Genomic DNA, 21,789 nt, shown 5'->3' with positions numbered 1-21,789 from the left:
TGGTCGATCGCCACGAGAGGGAAGGCGCTCCTGTCCGTCACGCGCCGTTCCGTTCGCGGGCTGAGGTGCACGTGCTGAAATTTATTAAACTCACTGCAGCGGTGGTTGCTGCGCTCCTCTGGATATCTCACCTCACGAGATACTACGTTTTTCCTCGTGATCGCCTGATAGAGGTTATTACGCGTTGTGAGAACGATTCCGATAAACTCATGGTGGCGGATACTGCAAAATCGGCCGAAGCTCACCATGATGGTGTATTCAATCCGTATCAACGGCAGAGAGATGAGCGGGTGGAGACCTGTATCAAGGCGGATGGTTGGTGTTCGATGAGCGACGAAAATGCTGCCAAGCCTAGCCACCCTACTCCTGCTACGTTCGCGCCGCGCGACCCTATTGCGCGAGCAGTGTACGGATGGCGGTATGCCAACAAGCCCATTGAGTTTTGCCGCTATTAGGGCCGCATTCGCCGAATGCGCTTCGCAATTCGGCAGCCAATCATTGGTCCTAGTACTCGTCCTTGTCGGTGTGATGAAGGTTGAAAGCCCGATCGTACCTGTCGCGGGCTTCGGTACCAATGCTGTATCGGCCGGGCCACCATGAATGTGGTGGACTGTAGTTGTCGTTCACAGCGTCTTGTTTAGCTTTTTCGTCCAGTATTTCAGGCGTCCAAAACGACATTGATTTATCTTTACCCACACCTTGGTCCTCCAAGTGGGACGACAATCCTCGTCTAGAGCTAATTTGACTCCTGGCCAATTCAAGTTAGGAGACTTGACCTTGGGATTGGCAATTCAACTCAGTGCCGGACGCAGGCAATCAGCTAAAGGCATTTGGCCACGAGGATCCCCTGAACGCGGGCAGTCTGATTGGCTATTCCCATCGCAAGCTCGGCAACTCCAAGTTCTCGGAGGGCTGGTATGAGCTCGGGCTGACAGCCGTACTGACGTATCAGTATTGCGGCCTGTGGCAAATTGAGCAGGGCAACCGCGATCAGGCGCAAGAAAATGCAGAAAGGCCGGCATCGCTGCCGGACCTTTCTTTTTCTTTGAGCGCTGCACGGCTGGACTTAGAAGTCCATACCCCCCATGCCTCCCATGCCGCCGCCACCCGCAGGCACACCGCCGCCGGCGTTCCTCTTCGGCACCTCGGCCACCATGGCTTCAGTGGTGATCAGGAGAGCCGCAACCGAGGCTGCGTTCTGGATCGCCACGCGAACCACCTTGGTCGGGTCGATGATGCCCTTGGCGACCAAGTTGCCATACTCACCGGTCTGCGAGTCGAAGCCGTAGGAGTACTGCTCCTTTTCCAGGATCTTGCCGACGATGACCGAGCCGTCTTCACCGGCGTTGATCGCGATCTGGCGGGCCGGCGCGGACAGCGCCTTGCGCACGATCTCGACGCCGGTCTTCTGGTCATCGTTCTTGGTGCGCAGCCCCTTTAGATGCTCGGAGGCACGCAGCAAGGCGACGCCGCCGCCCGGCACGATGCCTTCCTCGACCGCCGCACGGGTCGCATGCATCGCGTCATCAACGCGATCCTTGCGCTCCCTCACCTCGACCTCGGTCGCGCCGCCGACGCGGATCACCGCAACGCCGCCAGCGAGCTTGGCGAGACGCTCCTGCAGCTTCTCACGGTCGTAGTCCGAGGTGGTCTCCTCGATCTGCGCCTTGATCTGGGCCACGCGCGCCTCGATGTCGGCCTTCTTGCCGGCGCCGTTGACGATCGTGGTGTTCTCCTTGTCGATCATCACCTTCTTGGCGCGACCGAGCATGTTGAGCGTGACATTCTCGAGCTTGATGCCGAGGTCTTCCGAGATGGCCTGACCGCCGGTCAGGATCGCGATGTCCTGGAGCATGGCCTTGCGGCGATCGCCGAAGCCCGGCGCCTTGACGGCCGCAACCTTCAGGCCACCGCGCAGACGGTTGACAACGAGCGTGGCAAGCGCCTCGCCTTCCACGTCTTCTGCGATGATAACAATCGGCTTGCCGCTCTGTACGATTGCTTCCAGCAGCGGAAGCAGTTCGTTCAGGCTGGAAAGTTTTTTCTCGTAGATCAAGATATAGGCGTCGTCCATTTCAACGCGCATCTTGTCGGCGTTGGTGACGAAGTAGGGCGAGATGTAGCCGCGGTCGAACTGCATGCCCTCGACGACCTCGAGTTCAGTCTCGAGCGATTTGGCTTCTTCGACGGTGATGACGCCCTCGTTGCCGACCTTCTTCATGGCATCCGAGAGGAACTTGCCGATCTCGGCATCGCCGTTGGCCGAGATGGTGCCGACCTGGGCGATCTCGTCGTTCGAGGTGACCTTCTTCGAGTTCTTCTGGAGGTCCGCCACGACGGCTTCGACCGCGAGGTCGATACCGCGCTTCAGATCCATCGGGTTCATGCCGGCGGCAACCGCCTTCGCGCCTTCACGGACGATCGCAGCTGCGAGCACGGTCGCGGTGGTGGTGCCGTCGCCGGCCGCATCCGCCGACTTGGAGGCAACCTCGCGCACCATCTGCGCGCCCATGTTCTCGAACTTGTCCTCGAGCTCGATCTCCTTGGCGACGGTGACGCCGTCCTTGGTGATGCGGGGGGCGCCGAACGACTTGTCGAGAACCACGTTCCGGCCTTTGGGACCGAGCGTGACCTTGACCGCATTGTTGAGAATGTCGACACCACGCAACATTCTGTCGCGGGCATCGACGCCGAATTTAACTTCTTTGGACGACATAATGATCTCCGTTTTCAACTGTCAAATCCGAAAGACCGCGCAACTGGCGAGCACTTGAGGGATGAGATTTTGAGCCTCATCCTTCGAGAACCCGGCTACGCCGAATCCCCAGGATAAGGAAAACTGGCTGGCGCTTACGCGGCCTTCTTCTTGGCGGCGGGCAGATCAGTGAGAACGCCCATGATGTCGCGCTCCTTCATGATCAACAGCTCCTGGCCGTCGATCGTGACCTCGGTTCCCGACCACTTGCCGAACAGCACGCGGTCGCCGACCTGCACGTCGATCGAGATCAGCTTGCCGGCTTCGTCGCGGCCGCCGCGGCCGACGGCGATGACTTCGCCCTCGGAGGGCTTCTCCTTGGCAGTGTCCGGGAATGATGATGCCACCAGCGGTCTTGTCTTCGGCCTCAATGCGCTTGACCACGACACGGTCATGGAGCGACGGAATTTCATGCAATTCTCTCTGGCTTTTGTGATTATTTCTGGATTGGCAGTCGTAATGCACTACGTGCCGTAAACGAACTCTTCCGCGTCCATTAAGACGTAAGTCTTCGTTTCAAAAATTTGCGGCGACCAGATCGTAGGAACCCCTGCTGCCGCGGACGTACACCCTGGCAGCGGCGGCACATATCACATCACGATTGGAATCGAATGCGTTCAGGAAACCCGATTCATTGAGGTGAGCGTCGGGTTGAAGTCGCCTCAGCGCGTCTTCCTCTATGAAAAACGATGCCTCTAGCGCGCTATCGTATCCCCAGAAACGCACGGCATGGCGCGTTCGGTCATATGAACGACTATAGTTTGGAAACTCGATCACGGTTGGATCCGATCAAGTTTGCGCAACGGCAAGAGGATGCTGAAAGCGATCTGGGTGCGCTAGGACGTAAATGGCTACTCTGGAATCGGATACAACCTGCCCACGACAATTAAGTTGCGACCGGCCTCGTTACTCGGCGGGGGCGTCACCATGTTCCTCATATCACCGCGCGTCCCTGGCTATTATCGGTGACTGAGAGTGTTGCGCTCCCGCCGTTCTGGAAAGGCGGTCCCAAATGTCGAATACCGATAGATTCAATGTTCGTGGGTGGCTCGTGCCTCCGGTATTGCTGCCGATCTTTTTCGGGCTGTTGATCATCGCTGCGATAGTTATTCAGTGGTAGTCCGCCTCGGCGGACCCGCGCCATAGGCTCAAGCATAGAGCTAGTTGGCTCCGATGAATGACAAACGAGCTGGGTGTCGGGGCGCTGGCAGTTGGTGCGATTAGGTATGACCGTCACGCGTACTGCGCTCAATCTAAACAGGTGGGCAGCGCAGCTTGTTCTCGGGGGATCCGAGCGATCGTTGTGCGAAAATCGCGAGCATCGTCCGGTTACTGATTTCGAGCTTCTGGAAGATGTTATGAAGATGTACTTTAATGGTGCCATCGGTGACATTCGGCAGTCGCCCAATTCCTTTGTTCGATAACCCTTGGGACACCAAGCGCGCGATCTGGTGCTCACGCTCCGTCAGGGTGGTAAGCAGGTTCTCCGTGATCGTCATGCCGTTCTCCGAATCCTGATATTAAGTAGGCTTATACCGGCGCTCGGAATTCGGGCGGAGCCAACGGTTGGTGCTGCCGTTGGATCGCGCGAAAGCTCTGTGATCCCGAGTTCGGAAGCGTTACATCCTATTGACGCCGATTTGCGACGATAATGGGCTATTTTGTCCTTCCGGTTCCGAGATCGCTGTTCAATATTGCTCAGTTTCAAATAGCACTCGAGCTAACGTATCCTTGGGATTTAGGCATCAAGCACACTTGCGGGCTGGGACGATTCCAGGGTCAAAAGCGCGCTACTGAACATTGCGGAGACGCCGGCCCAAGATCCAGACGTCGTCTTTACCAATGCGCGGCCGGAGCGGTTTCGCCTCCCAGATGCACAGGTGTGGTAGCAACTTTTCGCAACCTTGCATTTTGTTGCACTTTGTTGCGCTTGAACGAACGGCGGACTGTGCTGCCGGCGTCGGTCCGCTGGCTTGTCGATCTTCAGCCACTCTGCTGACGGACAGCCTGCTGCTGGCTACCCGCACGGCGAAGCAGCCTCCATCATAGCCCTGGCGCGGAACCAGGCCCAAATACTCTGGTCGCGAGAGAGAAGGGCTTGGGGTCGCCGAACGCGCGACGTCGTGGATCTGCATCAGGTCTCATACGCCAGAGCGAAGCTCCCTGTTCAAAGCATCGCGTCGATGACCTCGATCGACCTCTCAAGGTGCGCCTCGGGCCCTCATGCGTGGGCCTTCAGCAACTTACGTTCTTTGGGCGGCGGTGCGCGCGTTCACGTCGGCCTGGGGGCGTCCGGGTCGCCGGATTCATTGCGAAAAGCCGCAGCGACTTGGCAGTTAGCTTGCGAAGCCCCGACTGTTTGCGAACGTTTGCGATAGCGATCGTTACCCGAAGGGCCGAGACACCCGTAGGGTGGCTCGGTGAGGAGCGAAGCGACGAGTAGAGCGCGGGCCGAAGGCATCGCCCATATGCCATCGGCAAGCAACTATCGCACTCCACCACGAACTCGTGCACGCTTAAGTGAGGGCGCTCTAGTGGCGAACCAAAAAGTCTTAGCGTCATGATCGTCTTGCAGCGCTTACCGGCGACCAGCTTCACAACCAAATCATGCAGCCGGGTACTCTTTCCACAGCGCGGCGTGCGCATTTGGCGCGGCATCGATCGGCCGCCGGCCCATCATCCGCCACCGTCGCGCGCGGCCTAGGCAAAACCTTCCCGCTCGATCCGGTTCGGGGCTCGCTCTGATATGGGCCTTGTGGAACCAGCCGGTCCGCATCAGAGGGGCGATTCCGAACGCGTTTGTTTTTGTCGGTCCTGTTGCGCTGCGCCTTCAGCGCTGCGCGGACGTGAAGAGTCTCCAGCACACCGCCATCAAGCCCAGTTTGAGAAGCGCAGGATGCAGCCAGGGCCACAACGATCCGGCCTCATCTCCGGGCCGCCGCAAGCTGTCAAGATACGTTTGAGCGCGGCCTTGATCACGTCCGGATCAGATCGTCTTCCGGAAGGAGTAGTGGTTTGCAATCGGCGCAGATCTGCGGTGTATGCAGTTCCAGATGACCACCGGCCGGCGCGAGCGCGGGCCTCCTCCACGAGTTTAGGTCGGATTGACCGCGAGTGAAAGGTGCACTTCCTGGATACGCAGCTCGCGGTGAACTATTCCAACCGGTACGCTTGTTCTACACGAAGACGGTCGGATCTTCGATGGCGACGACCTAACGATCGGCTCACGATCGAGCATGCGGGTCATCGTCAAACTTCCAAGTCAGCCACTCACCGAGTCGGGGTTCGTGTACACTCGCGACGCTCAAACTGCTAACTTTCGCGACTTAGTAGATCGGCTCTGCAAGGGTTAGAAACATAACAGGTGTTAAACCGTGGAGTCTCGCGAGCCGGGCCTAACGCCCGGCGAGCCCGGGACGCGGACACGCGCCGAGCCGCCGATCCGGCTTGCCGGATCGGCGGCGTACACCAAGCTTGGAAGCAAGGGCCGCGCAACCGTGATGGCTGCGCGGCGTATCAGATTGCGCGTTCCATCAACCGCCTGGCTTTTCCCTCCAGTTCAAGCCTCGTGTCCTGATGCGACTTGGTACGCGCCAGCGCCGTGATGCCCTGCACGAAATCAAAGATGCTTTCCGGCTTGCGGTTTTCTTCGCCGAGAACCGTCTCGATGATCTTGGTGGCTTCCGACTTGGAAAATCCGCCCTTGCGCAGGAAACTTTCGCGGTCTTCGTCGGTGCGGGCAACGATCCGCTGCCGCGCGGCCTTGATGCCGGCGACGAACGGCGCAGGCGAGGAATTCGCGAAGCTTGTCAGCGCGGGAGCCGCTTCATGGGCAAACCGCTGCGCCGCAAATTTGGAATGCCGGATGGTGATCTCCTCAAAATTCTCGACGCCCCAGAGGTTGCGATTCATGCAGACAGCGCGAAGATAGAAACTGGCAATGCCGAGAGTTTTGCTCCCGACCTCGCTATTCCAGCAGTAGAAGCCACGGAAATACAAATCCGGCGATCCGTCCGGCAAACGGCCCGCCTCGATCGGATTGGTGTCGTCGACCAGAAACAAAAACACGTCGCGGTCACTGGCGTAGAGCGTCGTCGTGTCGTTGGTCACGTCGACAAAGGGATTGTGGGTCATGGTCGACCAATCCAGCACGCCCGGCACCTTCCATCGGGTGTCGCCGGTACGCGACGACCGTCTATCAAGCGCAGGGATTGACGGCCGAGAGCTGCACGGCAGTGGTCGATCCGCGTTACGATCGGAATTCGCTCTATGTGGCCGCCAGCCGGGCCCGTGGTCCGTTGTCGCTCGTCATCGATGTCGCCGAAGTCGATGCCCATGTCAGAGCCGCTCGTTCGCAAGAGACGAGACAAAACGACGTCACTGCCGAGGAGCGCCGAGCCCTCCTGCTGAAATTGCTCTCGCGCGAGAGCATCAAGACCAGCACGATCGAACCGACCGAGTTTGCAAAAGCCGAGGTGGCCAGCGTCCGCGACCGCCAGCGTCGCAAGAAGCGCGAGCTCAGCCATGAGCTCTAGGCAGACAAACCGGCACTCGCCAAACGATCGGCGATCACAGAACGCGACCGCGCTCCATCCAAACGTCGATCGGCCCGGCACGCGGCCGGCACTCTCAGCAACAAAGACGCGAGGGCGCTGCCAGTCGCAGGCGACGGATCTTCAGGTGACGACTGAGATGCCGCAGCCCATTCCCATCCTGGATAAGGAGCTGCGCGCGATCGAGATTCTGCTCGGCAATGAGCTCCTAAAGCTGCTCAGTAACGGCAGAAAAGACAGCTGATTTCGCAAGCTGATTTTCGTTGACAGAATGCCTCACGAGCTGCGCAGAATCTATCCAAGAGGCTCTTTTTCACTGCAATCCAACCGCAGATACTTCTCATGAACAAGCACGTTTTTCGCAATTCGATCCCGAAGCAATCAAACGCAACGAAGCGCGCCGCCACGTATTATAGAGTTAGCACGGGCCGACAACTCACCACCGAAGCCAGCATCCCGAGCCAACGAAAAATCACGGCCAGTTTCTGTGATCAGAACAGCTATTTGATCGTCGATGAATTCGTCGAAGCGAAGACCGCGACCGACGATCGCAGGCCCGTGCTGCAGGAGATGATCGACCGCGCTTGCGCATCTGATCATCCGTACGACGCGATCGTTTTTTACGCCTTCAATCGATTTTTCCGCAACGTCGCCGAAATGGAGCTGACGATCCGGAAACTACGCAAGCACGGCGTCGAAGTGGTTTCGGTCACGCAACCTACCGGCGACGATCCTAGCCAAATTCTCGTGCGACAGATCATTGGAGCGTTCGACGAGCACACCTCACGCGAAATTTCTAAAAATACGAAACGAGCAATGTTGGAGTCGGCGCGGCAGGGATTCTGGAATGGGGCAACGCCTCCGCTCGGGTACAAGATCGTTGAAGCGGAGCGACGCGGTCAGAAGATCAAGAAGAAGCTCGATACCGATCCGGTGGAAGCTGAAACCGTCAGGCTGATCTTCAAGCTGTACTTGGACGGGGATGGCACAACCGGCCCGCTCGGCGTGAAGGAAACGACGAAGTGGCTGAACAGCCACGGCTAAGCGCGGCGGCTGCGCCGTCACGTTCGGCGGGGTGGGCGATGGGCTGCCGGCGCGTTGCGAGCAGTACTTCGCGGGCAAGCATCTCGTGATCCTGGCCGACAACGATGACGAGGGATCGGATCACGCCGATGCAAAGGCGGCCCTCGCATTCGGCGTCGTCGAGAGCATCCGTGTCGTGCGGTTCCCAGAGCTGGAAAAGAAGCAGGACGTGTCCGACTGGTTCGAAGCCGGGCGCTCATTCCAGGATCTCGAGGAGAAGGCTCGGGCGACTGAGGAATGGAAGCCCTCAACGGAAGAGCCGAGCCAGGAGGAGGACGTTCAGGCCCGGGCCGAGAAGAAGAAGTCCGCCCTGCCGGTGGGCTACAGCTTCTCTGACCGGGGACTGATGTGGAGCAATCCGGACGATCTGGACAAGCCTGCGATCTTGGTAGCCGGCCACTTCGACGTCGTGGCGGAGACCCGTGACACGGATGGCGCAAGCTGGGGCGTGTTGTTGCGCTGGCGCGATCACGATGGTCGCGAGCACCAATTCGCGCTGCCGCGGGCGACCTTGGCTGGAGACGGCTCGGAGGCGCGTCGGATCCTGATGGATGGCGGGTTCTTCATCTCGCCCAGCAACACCGCTCGCAACCTGTTCAACTCATTCTTGCTTCAGGTGAGATCGCCGAAGCGGGCCAGGGCTACCCAGCGGGTGGGCTGGCACGGCAACTCGTTCGTCATGCCGGATGAGTGCTTCGCCGTTGACGATCGAGACCTCTTGCTGCTGCAGAGCGCGTCTGCCCACGAACACCCGTTCCGGCAGGCAGGCAGCCTGGAGAGCTGGCAACAGAACGTTGCTCGGTACGCCGTCGGTAACAGTCGGCTCGTGCTGGCGCTGTCGGCGGCCTTTGCCGGACCGCTGGTCGGCCCCTGCGCGGCCGAGGGTGGTGGCGTCCACTTCAAGGGCGCCTCATCCACGGGCAAGAGCACGGCCTTGCATGTCGCCGGCAGCGTCTGGGGCGGCGGCGATACCAATGGCTACATCCGCTCATGGCGATCGACGGCCAACGGCCTGGAGGGCGTCTCACTGGCGCACTGCGACACGCTGCTGTGCCTGGACGAGCTGTCCCAGCTGGCGGCGAAGGATGCCGGCGAAGCCGCCTACATGCTCGCGAACGGCTCGGGTAAGTCCCGCAGCACACGCGACGGCTCGGCCCGTCGGGCGGCGAAGTGGCGTGTCCTCTTCCTGTCGTCGGGTGAAATCGGCCTCTCCGACAAGGTGGCTGAGGATGGCCGCGGCAAGCGTCTGGCAGCCGGTCAGCAGATCCGGATCGTGGATGTGTCGGCAGATGCCGGCGCCGGGATGGGGATGTTCGAACAGCTGCACGGGTTCACCTCAGCGGACGCCCTCGCTGTTCACCTGAAGACCGCAACCCAACAGCACTACGGCGTCGCCTCCAGACAATACCTCGACGCCATCGTTCCGCACATCGAAGAGATCCGGAAGACCGTGAAGGATGTCGTGAAGAGCTTCTGCGACACCTATGTGCCGGCAGGAGCAGACGGGCAGGTTGGCCGCGTGGCTCAGCGGTTCGGGCTCATCGCTGCCGGCGGCGAGATCGCGACGCTGTACGAGATCTTGCCCTGGTCGCGAGGAGGCGCCGTGAAGGCAGCCGCCCTGTGCTTCGAGCAGTGGCTCGCAGCGCGCGGTGGGCATGAAGCGGCGGAGACGGCGGCCGGAATGGAGCAGGTGAGAACCTTCCTGCTGAAGGACGGTATGTCTCGCTTCATCCCGGCATGGGAGGACAACGCCCCCAAGGGGATGCAAGCTCGCGACGTCGCCGGCTTCAGAGAGCAGATGGGCGATGGTTGGGACTTCTACGTCACCACCACGGCATGGAAGGAAATCTGCGCCGGGCTCGACCCGCGGCGCGTAGCAGCGACGCTGAGGCAGAAGGGCTACATCGAGGGCGAAGGCTCCCACATGGCCAAGTCAGTTCGCGTCCCCGAGTACGGGAAGATGCGGCTCTACCACATCCGCTCGACGTTCCTGGAGGATGCAAATGAAGCATGACTTGCAAGCCTTCTCCCGGGACATCGCGGCCCTCATGAAAACGAGTGGGGACAGTGGTGGCAGTGGGGACACTTCCGAGAAGTCGCTGCAGCACAACGACTTTTTTGTCCCCACTCAAGAGACGACCGTGTCCCCACTCAAAAACGAGTGGGGACAGCCCCTGGTGGCGAGTGGGGACAGGAAAACGTCGGGAATTGAACTGGTTACGCGGAGTGTCCCCAGTGTCCCCACTGCCACCACTAATTTTGAAGAGGGGCGAACGGCCCAAATCTTCGAGGACGACACCTCCGGATGGCATGCAATTCTGCAGGAACTGAAGCGAATGCAAGTACCCGAGTGGGCCGGAGCAGAGCGATGGTTTCAGATGATCGAAGGCGCCGATGCCTTCCTGTCGAACTGGGGCCGCGCGGCTTGCGATCTCGGCTGGAGCGCTATGGATCTATTCGGTGTTCACGTCGCCGCGCCGGGGTGCCGATACGACGCCATGGGCTTGGTGATGTTGCTTGGAGGCGGAGCTGTATTCGCGATGACCGAGCAGACGGCGGCTTTCCGCCGGCCGTCAGCATCGACACTAACGTATCGACGGAAGCCCATGTCGGACGCCGCGCTCCTTTGCGGAGGTCAGCATGCAATCCGCTGAGGAGACCACATGGAGGGTGCTGACCCCGTACGATCCTCGGGAGGGCATTAGCTTAGCGACGGCGGCCAAGAGGGCCGGCAAGTCAGAAACGACCATCCGGAATTGGTGCCCTCAGCATGGGCTCGGGCGTCGTGTCGGAGGCGGCGTTTGGGTTGTCAGCCAAGTCGCTCTGGCGATGTTCCTGGACGGCGATATGGCGGCTCTCACTGCGTACCATGCGGGCGACCATTCGAGTTCGGAAGTTGCTGCGTACTTTGAGCGCTTCGGTCTGCCTAGGCCAAATCCTTCCGCAATCCGAGGCGGACCGGACATGCGCCGGAAGATCCGCGAGGAGCGCTTTTGACCCTACCGCACATTCGGCGCGACGCTTTCGTGCATCCACAGTCCGCGCCGGGTGACGTGACCTAGGAACTGAAAGGACCGGCAGCCGTTGGCCTGCATCACCGCCCGATCCTCTGCTGTTATCGGTGACTGAGAGCCCGTGTGCTCCCGCCTAAACTTCAGCGGTGAGCCGATGTGTGAAAAGTGCAAAGAGCTAGACGAGACAATCGCGCACTACTGGCGGCTGGCAGCCTTCCCCTTCGATCCCCTCACCGCGGAACGTATTACCGGCGTGATCTGCGACCTACAGCGGGAACGGGACGCAATGCATCCCATCGTTCTGCCGTGGTCAGAACTAGGCCGCTGACAGCCATTTCGCCGCGTTCCTGTGTGCATTTTTCGATATCGCTGCGCGCTATCTAAGCCTAGGGTGTCATCCATCACCGCTCGATCCGTGGCATCTATCGGTGACTGAGAGCATTGCGCTCCCGCCTCAACCCAAAAGAAGGCGGTCAGATGTCCGATCCCGGCAAATTCAACATTCGTGAGTGGCTCGTACCACCGTTATTGGTGCCGATCTTCCTTGTACTGCTGATCGCGGTCGTGGCCATTCTATAGCGGTAGGTCCCCTCAATCGCGGCCGAGTACCCAGCCCCAAGCCGAGACTGGAGACAGAAATGGCAAACACAGCAATCATCAGGGATGCCTATGGGCTCCCGGCAGTTTTTGTTGGTTCGAAAACAGGACGGGACGATGCGCCCTTTGTTTTCGTCAGGGTCGGAGATGAGGAGCGCCGGATGCGTTGGTCCGAATGGGATGCTCTTCCGGCCTGGGCCGGCGAGCGGCCCTCTTGGGCAAGTAAAATTAAATAGAGGGGATGTTCAGCATGACGATGGCCCGAACACGGACATGGACGGCGGCGCTTTTCCTGGCATCAGTATTCGGTGCAGCCACGCCAGCCGCTTTCGCCGCGGACCCGAACTGCCGTGCTATCGAAATCCCCAGCGCGCGCCTCTCCTGTTACGACGCTGCGTATCCTCCAAAAACGAGGAAGCCCGCCGAGACCGGTACCGATTCATCGTCAGGCTACAAGGACCCATTCCTTGCGGAAGAAGCCCGAACCGCCGCAAAGCTGAAGAATATTTGTCGCGGTTGCTAAGTGCGCCGGTGTGTTCCGAACATCTCCGATTCAGAGGGCCAGTAGAATGACGAAAGAGGATGCTAAAGTTCGTCGAGTGGGCCGCCAGCGAAAGCGTGCTCTTCACCTGGCTGGCACTGTGATAGATGAAAGAGCAGACGCCTCCGCGAGCTCCAAGGTTCAATCGACGAGAAAGCAGCGTCTGCTTGAAGGGCCTGCGGAATTTCGAGCGGACCGCGTTGATCGTTCTAGCAAGAGATCGAGGGGCGACGAGTAATCTAGCCAGCTGCGAAACCCCGGGCCAGTTTGCAACGGGATGCCCCCTGGCATCCACCGCACGGGGAACAGTCATTGTCGAACGGTGGCAAGGCCGCTCGGCGGCGGCGAACGCTCTCGGCGTTACCGTGTCGCTCTCGCTGCTCGCCCGCGCCGATGCGTGGTACAGTTATTCCACTTGACCTAACCCAAGTTATTGGAGATGCGCTCCCACGCAAGCAGACTGGGGCCGCCATGAATGAGCTTCTAAGCCGCGCCACGCGCGCTATCGCTGACAGCCAATCCCTCCAAGACGAGCGCCAGCTGCTGGTTGACGAACAACGGCTTGAGCGATCGGAACTCCGACGCGCTGTTCTTGAAAGCGCGATGGCGCGCGTCGAGATCAGGGCTCGCCGAGACGACGCGGCGGCCAAGATGAGTTAGATCGGCTTCAAGGCGACAATAGTAATCGCGCCCAGCTTGAAGCGAGAGCAGTCAGCCAGCCAGTGACGTCAAGCAGCTTGCAGATAGTTCCTGCCAGAATCGAAACAAAGCGCTCGCTATTGGGCAAATAAAGGCGCACTGTCTCACTACCACCGAGCGGCCCTCAGCATCTATCGGTGGCGTGAACGCAAAATGCGCTCCCGCTCAACCCCAAGCGGAGCGTCAAACATGCCGGCTCAACGGTCCCCAGGACAATCCTTGACATTCGAATACCGCCTCGCGCAGGAGGCGATCAACCTCCGCCTACAGGCGAAGGGGATGCCCGCTGGCGTCCGCCGCACGGAGCTTCTGCGAAAGGCCAGGCAGATCGATGTTGCCGGAGAGGTCAACAAGTGGCTGACCTCGCCGGGACTACAGCCGCCATCTTGAATTTAGGTCTCGTTTTTTGTCCGACGTGATGAACTTCAGCATGCCACGGCGAGACCAACCTTTATCGGGATTTTACGCTCACCCTCCCGGGGCTGGTAAGCCGCCGCCTGCGCTTTTATTTAAGCGGGCGGCGTTTTTGCTTGAGAGGGAAAGCCGTTGCACGCGGCGTCCAGCTGCTGATCCCGATCCCTTTGGCTTTCTAGGAACGCCGCTGGGAGAATAGCTTTAAGCTAATCACCTTTTTGGATGCCCTAGGCATCTATCTGTGACTGAGAGCCGAATGCTCCCGCTTCGTACGGACTGGAGATGGTGATGCAAAACGGCGCCGGACCTTTTTCAAAGACTGAGCTGACGATCGTGGAGCGCTATAAGCGCGCCGCGGTCGAGGACTTGGATAGCCCCGAGATCCTGAACTTGCTTAAAAACATCGAGGACGAGATCAGAAGACGGATCGCCCTCAAGGGAGCGACCGATCGAGAATAGATCAGACTCGTCTCTCGGCCTGTGCTATCGAAACCAATGAGAGCAATTCCAGTCACATGTTTGGTCCTGATCTGGGCCACCTCGGCAGCGGCCCAAACGGCCGCGCGACAGCAGCTTCAGCAGGGCCTGGTCTCACGCCAGGCTAGCGCAGGAATGACAATGAGCTTCTCCTTTCTCAGCTCAAGGCCTTGCGTTAGCCTCTTCGATAATCCAGAAATCCGACTTAAGGACGTTCCGCAGGGAGCGGCTTCAATCCTCGTGCAGCTTACCCAAGCTGATCAAGAATACGGCGGCCAGGAAGTTCCCCTGCCAAAGAACGGCATCCTTCCGGCTGGCGCTCTTCGGACGTTCGGGCCTTGCAACCCCGGTGTCTACCAATATGAGGTGACGGTTAAGTCGGGTGCTGGCGAAGTATTGGGACGGGCGCGGCAATCGCGTACGTTCGGCGAGCAGCAATACTGCCTGGTCATCGACGGCGAGCTGATCTCAACTAGCTTCAGGCCGGCCGAGGATGACCGCGGCGGCGTGTGGCTGCCAATCGAGAACGAGGACAATCAGCCTTTCGATCCTGCGCTGCACTGGCGCCTGAAGCCCCTCCCGCTTCGACTTGATGGCGATCGAGTGGTGCGGACCTATCCGGTCGTCGCTAAGTGTCAGGAGCACGCCTGATGCCCATTGCTCCTCACATCCACGTTAGGGCCCGACGCGCCCGAATGGGCCCGCTGGGCGATTGCCTGCCTTCTGTTCGCCTATGCCGGGGTCATGCTCTTCGGCGCAAGCACGATCCTGCGCAAGCATCGGAGGCGTCCGTGAGCGGCGTTGCAAATAAAAAAAATCAGCGCTTCCGCTTCTTCAACCTCACGCTGGCCCCACAGCCGTTCTCCGGATGAACTGGACACTGACTTTCTTAAGGGCTCGAGGAGCGCTATTTTTTGCTCGTGCGACTGCCGGGGTAGAACCGGCTGAGCCAGTTTGATTTGGCTTGGATGAAGGAAGTTCGGCAAGCTGAGGCCGGCCCCCACCAGCCTGGAATGAATGAACCTAATATCTCCCCAACCTGAACGGCCAGCCTCCCTATTTCCGAGAGCTGCACCATCAACGCCCCTTTCTCGACGAACGGTCCGATGACGGCATCTCCGCCAATCTCAGGGCGGAGCATAAGAGCAGATTTCATTGTTGGATGAGCGGCCAGCTCCGAAAATAGTTGATAAAGCTCCGCTCTTCTTTTCGCAGTGTGCCCATACCTTTTGTCGAGGGCCTCCCTCACCTTCACTGGTGAGAATTTTTTTCTGATCTGTTGCTTGTCTGCAAATCTCCACTCCCTGATCAAGGATGGCTCGCCTCTGAAGAGATCAAGGAGAAAAACAGTTTCAAGTATGTCGCGCATCACAAGTGCGCTGTTCTGCATATACCCGGACAACGCCAGCTTGAGAGATGAGGCGAAGGCGTTGAACGTCCGCATTCCGAGGAGTTGGACAACCTTGAGATCTTCATCGTCGGTTGGGAACTGTCTCAATATGTCGGCCAAGTCCATTGCCAGCTCGACGATTGCGAGATGTGCTTTCAAGTCGTTGTCGCGGATGATGTCCAGTGATTTGCCTCGCAATAACTCCTCGGCTTCATGGAGCCTTTGAAAGTTCTGTGGAAGATCGTATTCCATGGACCTATCTCGTCTTCTACTTTCGCTTTCCTCTCCTCGCCAGTCTCACGCCGGCACCGCCGCCATTTTCCGGGATGAACTCGACGCCGGCTTTCTCGAGCGCAGCGCGGACTGCATCCCGAACATCTTCGGACACGGCCGATCCGTCATCGCTCTCGCGCTCTAGGCGTTTGATGGTTGGCAACGACCTTCCTGCAGCTTCCGCGAGGTCGGTCTGAGACCAACCCAGTAGTCCCCGCGCAGCTCTTATCTGTTCGATCGAAATCATCTCAATTCCTACTTGACACTTTTTGGATCATCTCTATGATCCATTTTGTATCAAGACCGCAGCACAAAGGCAACCCAGATGAGCAACAGCACCTCTCCGGTGAACGGCGGAGCTATGTCCGCCTCTTTCCTCACCGAGCAGGTAAGGCAATCCATCCCCACCCCAGCTTTGGGCCGCCGTGAAGCTTCCGTTAGCACCAAGCCGCGCTCATCGGCCAACGCGCTCCGCTCCAAGCTCATGACCGAGGCCCACGCCCGCGCCAAGGCAGACTATGCCGACGAGCTCGCCAGCCGCGGTCGCGCCCACCACGTCAACCGACCCTATAGCTATTACCTCGCGCTCCAGATGCGCAGCGGCTTCGCTGAGGCCCGCGTTGCGCGCACTGGCACGGCGCCGGCTTTCGAACTTCCCCCGCAGCATTGGGCATAAAGGACCAGGGCATGCTTTCCCCTACCACCAACACCGACCGCGTTCGCGTCCCGGCTCGCCTGCTGCTTAAGGGCGATGTCACCGGCTCCGGCGAAACCGTCCTCAGTGTGAGCGCTGGCGTTGCAACGCCGCGCGGCAAGGTCGAAGTGTCTCTAAGCAAGGGCGAGCACGGTCGTGTGGCGATATGGAACGCCGGTACAATCATCGTCGTGCGCCGCAGCACTTCCAATGCCACCGCACTTGAGGTGGCCAACGATACCGCCGAAATCCCCCTATCTGATCGGCTGCCTACATTTAATGAGCTGGCCAGCTTCGATGCTGGCAAGGCATGGGACCTGCTCTCTCCCGAACAGCAGCGAGTAATCGGCATGCTCGCAGTCAGGCTCGGCACGGTTGGCCAGTGTGAGGGCTACTTCCACGACACCATTGAAGGCGTGCGCAAGGGCTTCAACTCAGCCCACTGGACGCCCCAGGTTCAGGCGACGGCTGTTTGGCCGCGCCTGCAAGTCGAGCTGATCGAGAGCGCAGCTCAGGTCGCGTTTCATGACCTTTGCGAGCACTTCGATCCCCTGTGGTCCCAGCTATTCGGCTGGCAAGCTCGGAAGGAGGTGAAGCAACCTTAGGCTTGCCGCCTTTCACGGACCGAGCACGGGCGGTGTTCGGTCAATCATCAATCCGCAATATAGAGAAAGACATGAGCAACGCGGTAGCTAAGTGCGCCACGGGCGCCGGACTATTTTCATCATCATCCCACAAGCAGGAAAGCGGGCCTGACGCATGTCAGCCCGGATCAGCGCGATCAGAACCAACCGCCCCTTCAAGCATTTCTGAGCGCGGGGCGCAGATCAGCAGGAGATCAATCATGAATGTTTTCGTCGGCGCAGCTGCGCTTACCGCAACATCAACCCCGGTTCATGCTGGTGTCGATGCGACACTGATTGCCGCCCTCGAAAAGCTTCGCGAGCTCAAACCGGTCTACGATGAGGCACAAGCCCGCTTTGACGAGACATGGTCCGTGTACAACAGTAGCCGACCCGCTTGGCCCGCCGCATTGCGCTGGCGTCCTATGGACGGCTTGAACATTCGCCCTTGGAAGACGAAAGATGGCACCATCTTGGACCCAACCGATCTGGGGAAAATGCGAGACGTTCCGCAACTCTCGTGGGAGTACATTGGTCCAGAGGACGCCGAGGCTGCCGACATGTGGGACGCCGGTCTAGCTCGACCGAAAGACGGGTTTCTGCATCTGTTCAAGAGCAAGCCTGACGAACTGAAACAGCGGCGTCTCGACGAGGCTCTGAAAGCTGCTGATGAGCACCGCGCCGTCTGCGATGCGCTCAAGATCAAGACAGGTTTCCGGGAAGCCGAGGACCACCTGAACGACGTCTACTTCAATCAGATTATCCCCATCCAAAAAGTAATTATCGACGCGGACCCGTCTACGCCCGGTGCTACGCAGGCAAAGGCGGCCTTGCTGGTGGAGTGGTTCTTTGAGGACAGATCCGACGAACAAGAATTGAACGACTACGACAAGCTCGTTTGTGATGTCGTGTGCGGCGTCGCCGCCGCTTAACATTCGACTTTCGACAATAGGCCCGCCGGTTCAAGCTGGCGGGCCGATGCGGCGGCAGTAGCGAACAAAACCGTCGCCGGCCTCGAAATGCGACGATGTTCATTCCACAGCCCCTAGGGAATCAGCAAAAATCCTTGAGCATGGAGGCAGCCGTATGATGTAGTTCACAATTGGCAGGTATCCCCAGGTATAGAGTGCGCGCCTCAAGCTGGAGGAAAGCGCGATGGAATTTGATTGGACGACCTCGCGAATGCTCGCTTTGACGGCCGTTTTTCTGGTTGCGGCTGGCGCCATTATTGCAATCGGTACCCCCCGCAGGGTGTTTGAGCCGACCTTGGGGCAAGATTGGCAATGCAGTCGATCCATGCTGCTCATGACCACTTGTTCTCATATTGCGAGACTAGGATGAGTGGCTTGCGAGGCGTGACACACTGGGGTCCTTCTGAAATTGAGTTTGCTTTCCAAGGATAAGAAGCGCACTGTCTAAACATCATCGCGCGGGTATTGGCTTCTATCGGTGACTGTGAGCCCCAGGCAGCGCTCACGCCCAACCGAGGATGCGCATTATGGTATCCCGTGCTCACTTGATGCCCTGGTCGCCGACCTTCCTCAGGACTTGCGGAATCATTTTCGCCGCGCTCGTCGGGGGCGTGGCTTGCGCGCACGCGTATGAGTTTCAGGTCCCGGAGCGGCCATCCTCTGCCGACAACGCCTGTGCATCAGCGGCAGCCTATGCAGTGACGCACGCGGAAGCTGAGATGCTCCCATATATAAAGTCGTGCGGCGAAAACCCTAACAAGCCCGTGTGCGAGCAAACGATCCGTTTGATGAAGGAGATTGCAGGGGGAAGAACCTACGGGCTGACCTGTAGAGGAAGCCTTTGAAGGCGTATCTTCTCAGTCTTCCCCCAATGGGTGACTGAGAGCCGCAGTGCTCGCGCCTCAAATGGGGGATGGCGATGAAGAATCGTGCTGAACCTCTTTCAAAAGATGAGTTGACAATCGTACAGCGTTACAAGGACGCCGTCGGCGCTGCACTCGATGGCATGGATGTGCCAGAAATCGTCCAGTTGATCAGTGAGATCGAGGATGAGATCAGAAAGCGTCGAGCGCCAACTGAGACGGCCTGACGAGGATCGGCCCATCGCCAACGCGCGCATCGGTCGACGGGCCGTTCCGAATGGATGACGCAAGAGTGTCGCGCCACAGACCTAGATCTCAATGGCTCGCTGGAGAGTTCGTTCCTCTAACCTAGGGAAGGGTATCAAATTGTCATCTTCGAGCGAGCGCCTGATCCCGGCACGCAACGAGGCATCTGGATATTCAACGCCTGGTACGGCTGGTGCGTGATCTTGGCCGGACATCTCGCTTACTTATGTTGGACTGGCTCGTCTCAGTTGGCGCTTCTGCCCTCATAGGCCTGAGCAGACCTCTCGGCACTGTGCTGCGGATTCGGTGCGGACCTCTATCCAGGCTGCACGGGACCGCTACTCGGTGGAGATAGAGCGCAGACGCACGTAAGTGCCGCTCTCGTGCAGCTCCCGTCTGGACACGGGCGACGGCCTCCGTCTCCGCATCCTTTTATCTGAATCGCCTTGGCTCGGACGCTGGGGGCTGGTTTGCTTTGGAGATCGCCTTCCGAGCCCCCTGTGCTTCCTTGGCTAATCTTTGCTCCTTGAGGCGCGCCATGTTTTGGCGAACAATAACGGCCTTTTCTGCCTCTTCTTGCATGACTCCCTCGCGATGCGCGACTGCAAGGCGTTCTCTGTTCGCTTGGGCAGCTTGGCGAAGGGATCGTTCCTGATCGTCACTCATCGTATGGCCTCCGGCCTCAACGTGCGGCTTGGAACATGAGCATCCGCCATTAGGCGCTTGGCTCGTGCCAAATGCGAGTCCTTTAAGGTGTCGTCGGCATCTTGATCGGATCATGCTGCCGGTTTTTCAGAGCTGCCCCAGCAATCCAGGTATATCGCTTGGTCCAGTCCAGACCATTCCGGGGAGCGGACGCACGATTGTTGTCCCGGATCACCAACATCCGGTATCGGTCTCGGAGGATGACTTGAGGCCGCCTCGGGGCCGTGGGCTGCCTTTACTCTGGCGGTCGAAGATTTTTAAGTACCCGTTCGACCACTGGCGAGGTCATGGGGTCCGGCCGATCGCAATCCAGACACTGGAAGGTACGCGGGGGTTTACCGTCCGGCTGAAGCTCTAAAGTCATTGAGCGGTTGCAGCCAGGACAAATCGGACGGTTCTGAGTGTCTGGCATGAGCTCGCTCGCACTAGGCGGGAGCACAACACTCTCAGTCACCGATAACTGCCGATGATTAGGCGGTGATGGGCGTCACCTTGCGCTCTCTTCGGTCGCGAGTCGAGACATTCCGAAGGGCAAAATGAGGGCTTGCTGAAGCGAGCCAGGATTGAGAATTGGTTGACCTCTCAGGGCTCGCAACCCCGGAAGTGAGGTCGGTAAATTTCCCGATGAAGAATAGGGCCAGTTTGATTAGGAACGTCTGGGAGCCGGGGAGTTAAAAAGGGATCATCGCTCCGCCCCCGGGCTTTTATCGGTGACTGAGAGCTTATTGCTCCCGCCACCTTAGGCGGGTCGTCCATGTGTCACAAGTGCGATCAGATCGAGGATGAGATCCAACACTTTCGCAGGCTGGCAACGCCGGGCATGGACCGGTTTAGTCTCGCCATGATGCGCGCGGCCATCGAACTGCTAGAGTCCGACAAAGCGGCCCTGAGGTGCAAGGACATCCCGGCCAAGTAAGGCGCTAATTGTCGCGAAACGGACGGTATGAAAGTGAGCAATTTTGCTCAGACTCCGTCAGTGCCACGACCTTGCAGCCGCCGGAGTGAAGGCAGGCAACCTGGATCTAGCTCAATAAACGTTCAATGAATGCCATGGATCGGTACACCAGGCACTTCCGGCTCTCGCTTATCTGGCTAGCGGCTGCTGGCAGCCGGCTTCGCCTACCTGCTGTACATCGCGAAGTGAGCAATTCTGCTCATCATGCTGTTTCCAGACGTGCTACTTTTTCCCAATGAGTAACGAGTGGGTTTATCGTGGTGTTGTGATTGCGCTGGGGATGCTGCCGGTAGCGGCTGTCACCATTGGCCTCTTTTTCCGGTAAGGCCTCAGTTGCGCCGGTCTTTGGAGAGTGAGCAATTTTGCTCAGACACCACGATGTGGATATGCAATTTGTGCTGCCACCGGGGTTTTGCAAACCCACCCGGGGCTGGGAAGCCGCTGCCCGCGACACATATTAAGCGGGTGGCGTTTTTTCCAATGAAGTAAACCGCCTTAGTTGGCGGCCTCTTTCCTACTTGTGATTGCTCGCCGTGGATCGCCGCGCTCGAAGTCAGGTCGCACGTCGGCCCCGCGGCTGCCGCAGCCCTGGCAGACGAATTGCGGCTCGATTCTGATAACCGCACCTCGTCGCCCCAGCGCCGTGTTGGTGCCGTCCCATGCGAATGCTTGAGTGAGAGTGAGAGACGCGGTCACAACCGTGAGCAAAAGACCTCGGCGCATCACGAAGGCAATCCTGCTGCTTACCCGGTGCTTACCCGACCGGATGGGAAAGAAACAGAAAATCGACTAAGTGCTTGTTTTATATGGCGCACCCGACACGATTCGAACGTGTGACCTTTGCCTTCGGAGGGCAACGCTCTATCCAGCTGAGCTACGGGTGCTAGTCGAGGTTTCATGTAGCCGATTGGCGAGGGGCGGGCAACCGCTTCCCGC

17 protein-coding genes, 1 tRNA gene and 2 pseudogenes are annotated in these 21,789 nt (G+C 59.0%); 12 read left to right on the top strand and 8 right to left on the bottom strand.

The window, feature by feature from the left end; all coding sequences use genetic code 11:
* Positions 1–71 precede the first annotated feature (71 nt).
* Positions 72–455 carry a hypothetical protein gene (locus tag HAP40_RS36830; RefSeq protein WP_166812069.1) on the top strand — a complete coding sequence of 128 codons (384 nt, stop codon included), beginning with the start codon at positions 72–74 and terminating at the stop codon, positions 453–455.
* 611 nt (positions 456–1,066) lie between these two features.
* Here the strand turns inward: HAP40_RS36830 and groL are convergent.
* From groL to HAP40_RS36800, 5 genes and pseudogenes are all read right to left on the bottom strand, one after another.
* Positions 1,067–2,716: a chaperonin GroEL gene (gene groL / locus HAP40_RS36825; protein WP_166812071.1), complete on the bottom strand. Its 1,650-nt coding sequence runs from the start codon at positions 2,714–2,716 to the stop codon at positions 1,067–1,069.
* A gap of 134 nt (positions 2,717–2,850) precedes the next feature.
* Positions 2,851–3,172: pseudogene (locus HAP40_RS36820) on the bottom strand (co-chaperone GroES).
* A gap of 99 nt (positions 3,173–3,271) precedes the next feature.
* On the bottom strand, positions 3,272–3,481 hold the full coding sequence (locus HAP40_RS36815) for a DUF1488 family protein (RefSeq protein ID WP_246741388.1): 210 nt from the start codon (positions 3,479–3,481) through the stop codon (positions 3,272–3,274).
* A 527-nt stretch (positions 3,482–4,008) separates the two neighbouring features.
* Positions 4,009–4,254 carry a response regulator transcription factor gene (locus HAP40_RS36810; RefSeq protein WP_246741211.1) on the bottom strand — a complete coding sequence of 82 codons (246 nt, stop codon included), beginning with the start codon at positions 4,252–4,254 and terminating at the stop codon, positions 4,009–4,011.
* A gap of 2,017 nt (positions 4,255–6,271) precedes the next feature.
* Positions 6,272–6,937 (bottom strand): annotated as a pseudogene (locus HAP40_RS36800) (DUF932 domain-containing protein); the annotation flags it as partial.
* A gap of 29 nt (positions 6,938–6,966) precedes the next feature.
* Here HAP40_RS36800 and HAP40_RS36795 point away from each other — a divergent pair.
* The 7 genes from HAP40_RS36795 (at position 6,967) to HAP40_RS36765 (ending at position 14,784) form a co-directional block, all read left to right on the top strand.
* Positions 6,967–7,290: a hypothetical protein gene (locus HAP40_RS36795; protein ID WP_166812075.1), complete on the top strand. Its 324-nt coding sequence runs from the start codon at positions 6,967–6,969 to the stop codon at positions 7,288–7,290.
* 360 nt (positions 7,291–7,650) lie between these two features.
* The gene (locus HAP40_RS36790; protein WP_166812077.1) at positions 7,651–8,352 is read left to right on the top strand and encodes a recombinase family protein; all 702 of its coding nucleotides are present in this window, start codon (positions 7,651–7,653) and stop codon (positions 8,350–8,352) included.
* 31 nt (positions 8,353–8,383) lie between these two features.
* On the top strand, positions 8,384–10,405 hold the full coding sequence (locus tag HAP40_RS36785) for a DUF927 domain-containing protein (protein ID WP_246741212.1): 2,022 nt from the start codon (positions 8,384–8,386) through the stop codon (positions 10,403–10,405).
* Positions 10,395–11,045: a hypothetical protein gene (locus tag HAP40_RS36780; protein ID WP_166812079.1), complete on the top strand. Its 651-nt coding sequence runs from the start codon at positions 10,395–10,397 to the stop codon at positions 11,043–11,045. The genes HAP40_RS36785 and HAP40_RS36780 overlap by 11 nt, the downstream gene beginning before the upstream one ends.
* A 998-nt stretch (positions 11,046–12,043) precedes the next feature.
* Positions 12,044–12,238 (top strand): hypothetical protein, encoded by a 195-nt coding sequence (locus tag HAP40_RS36775; RefSeq protein WP_166812081.1) that lies wholly within the window; start codon positions 12,044–12,046, stop codon positions 12,236–12,238.
* A gap of 1,706 nt (positions 12,239–13,944) precedes the next feature.
* A complete protein-coding gene (locus tag HAP40_RS36770; protein ID WP_166812083.1) occupies positions 13,945–14,115 on the top strand; it encodes a hypothetical protein in 171 nt (56 codons plus the stop codon).
* A 159-nt stretch (positions 14,116–14,274) separates the two neighbouring features.
* Positions 14,275–14,784 carry a hypothetical protein gene (locus HAP40_RS36765; RefSeq protein WP_166812085.1) on the top strand — a complete coding sequence of 170 codons (510 nt, stop codon included), beginning with the start codon at positions 14,275–14,277 and terminating at the stop codon, positions 14,782–14,784.
* A gap of 256 nt (positions 14,785–15,040) precedes the next feature.
* On the opposite strand, the gene HAP40_RS36760 is transcribed toward HAP40_RS36765, so the two are convergent.
* Together HAP40_RS36760 and HAP40_RS36755 are read right to left on the bottom strand one after the other, a co-directional pair.
* Positions 15,041–15,775: a hypothetical protein gene (locus HAP40_RS36760; RefSeq protein WP_166812086.1), complete on the bottom strand. Its 735-nt coding sequence runs from the start codon at positions 15,773–15,775 to the stop codon at positions 15,041–15,043.
* A gap of 16 nt (positions 15,776–15,791) precedes the next feature.
* On the bottom strand, positions 15,792–16,043 hold the full coding sequence (locus tag HAP40_RS36755; protein WP_166812088.1) for a helix-turn-helix domain-containing protein: 252 nt from the start codon (positions 16,041–16,043) through the stop codon (positions 15,792–15,794).
* 78 nt (positions 16,044–16,121) lie between these two features.
* Between HAP40_RS36755 and HAP40_RS36750 the strand changes: the two genes are divergently transcribed.
* The 4 genes from HAP40_RS36750 to HAP40_RS36735 all read left to right on the top strand — a co-directional run bounded on the left by HAP40_RS36750 (position 16,122) and on the right by HAP40_RS36735 (position 19,174).
* Positions 16,122–16,472: a hypothetical protein gene (locus HAP40_RS36750; protein ID WP_166812090.1), complete on the top strand. Its 351-nt coding sequence runs from the start codon at positions 16,122–16,124 to the stop codon at positions 16,470–16,472.
* A gap of 11 nt (positions 16,473–16,483) precedes the next feature.
* Entirely contained in the window at positions 16,484–17,095 is a 612-nt protein-coding gene (locus tag HAP40_RS36745; protein ID WP_166812091.1) for a hypothetical protein, read from the top strand.
* A 239-nt stretch (positions 17,096–17,334) separates the two neighbouring features.
* On the top strand, positions 17,335–18,045 hold the full coding sequence (locus HAP40_RS36740) for a hypothetical protein (RefSeq protein ID WP_166812093.1): 711 nt from the start codon (positions 17,335–17,337) through the stop codon (positions 18,043–18,045).
* 958 nt (positions 18,046–19,003) lie between these two features.
* A complete protein-coding gene (locus HAP40_RS36735; RefSeq protein ID WP_166812095.1) occupies positions 19,004–19,174 on the top strand; it encodes a hypothetical protein in 171 nt (56 codons plus the stop codon).
* Between the two features lie 2,486 nt (positions 19,175–21,660).
* Here the strand turns inward: HAP40_RS36735 and HAP40_RS36730 are convergent.
* Positions 21,661–21,737 (bottom strand) — tRNA-Arg (locus tag HAP40_RS36730).
* Positions 21,738–21,789 lie beyond the last annotated feature (52 nt).

This window comes from Bradyrhizobium sp. 1(2017) (assembly GCF_011602485.2).
GTDB lineage: Bacteria > Pseudomonadota > Alphaproteobacteria > Rhizobiales > Xanthobacteraceae > Bradyrhizobium.
This window is presented reverse-complemented; position numbering and strand designations above follow the sequence as displayed.

Excerpts from the sequence above, each read along its gene's own strand:
- HAP40_RS36755 (WP_166812088.1), bottom strand. The coding sequence starts at position 16,043 with ATGATTTCGATCGAACAGATAAGAGCTGCGCGGGGACTACTGGGTTGG.
- HAP40_RS36750 (WP_166812090.1), top strand. The coding sequence starts at position 16,122 with ATGAGCAACAGCACCTCTCCGGTGAACGGCGGAGCTATGTCCGCCTCT.
- groL (WP_166812071.1), bottom strand. The coding sequence starts at position 2,716 with ATGTCGTCCAAAGAAGTTAAATTCGGCGTCGATGCCCGCGACAGAATG.
- HAP40_RS36810 (WP_246741211.1), bottom strand. The coding sequence starts at position 4,254 with ATGACGATCACGGAGAACCTGCTTACCACCCTGACGGAGCGTGAGCAC.
- HAP40_RS36775 (WP_166812081.1), top strand. The coding sequence starts at position 12,044 with ATGGCAAACACAGCAATCATCAGGGATGCCTATGGGCTCCCGGCAGTT.
- HAP40_RS36760 (WP_166812086.1), bottom strand. The coding sequence starts at position 15,775 with ATGGAATACGATCTTCCACAGAACTTTCAAAGGCTCCATGAAGCCGAG.
- HAP40_RS36745 (WP_166812091.1), top strand. The coding sequence starts at position 16,484 with ATGCTTTCCCCTACCACCAACACCGACCGCGTTCGCGTCCCGGCTCGC.
- HAP40_RS36735 (WP_166812095.1), top strand. The coding sequence starts at position 19,004 with ATGAAGAATCGTGCTGAACCTCTTTCAAAAGATGAGTTGACAATCGTA.
- HAP40_RS36770 (WP_166812083.1), top strand. The coding sequence starts at position 13,945 with ATGCAAAACGGCGCCGGACCTTTTTCAAAGACTGAGCTGACGATCGTG.
- HAP40_RS36765 (WP_166812085.1), top strand. The coding sequence starts at position 14,275 with ATGAGCTTCTCCTTTCTCAGCTCAAGGCCTTGCGTTAGCCTCTTCGAT.
- HAP40_RS36790 (WP_166812077.1), top strand. The coding sequence starts at position 7,651 with ATGAACAAGCACGTTTTTCGCAATTCGATCCCGAAGCAATCAAACGCA.
- HAP40_RS36780 (WP_166812079.1), top strand. The coding sequence starts at position 10,395 with ATGAAGCATGACTTGCAAGCCTTCTCCCGGGACATCGCGGCCCTCATG.
- HAP40_RS36740 (WP_166812093.1), top strand. The coding sequence starts at position 17,335 with ATGAATGTTTTCGTCGGCGCAGCTGCGCTTACCGCAACATCAACCCCG.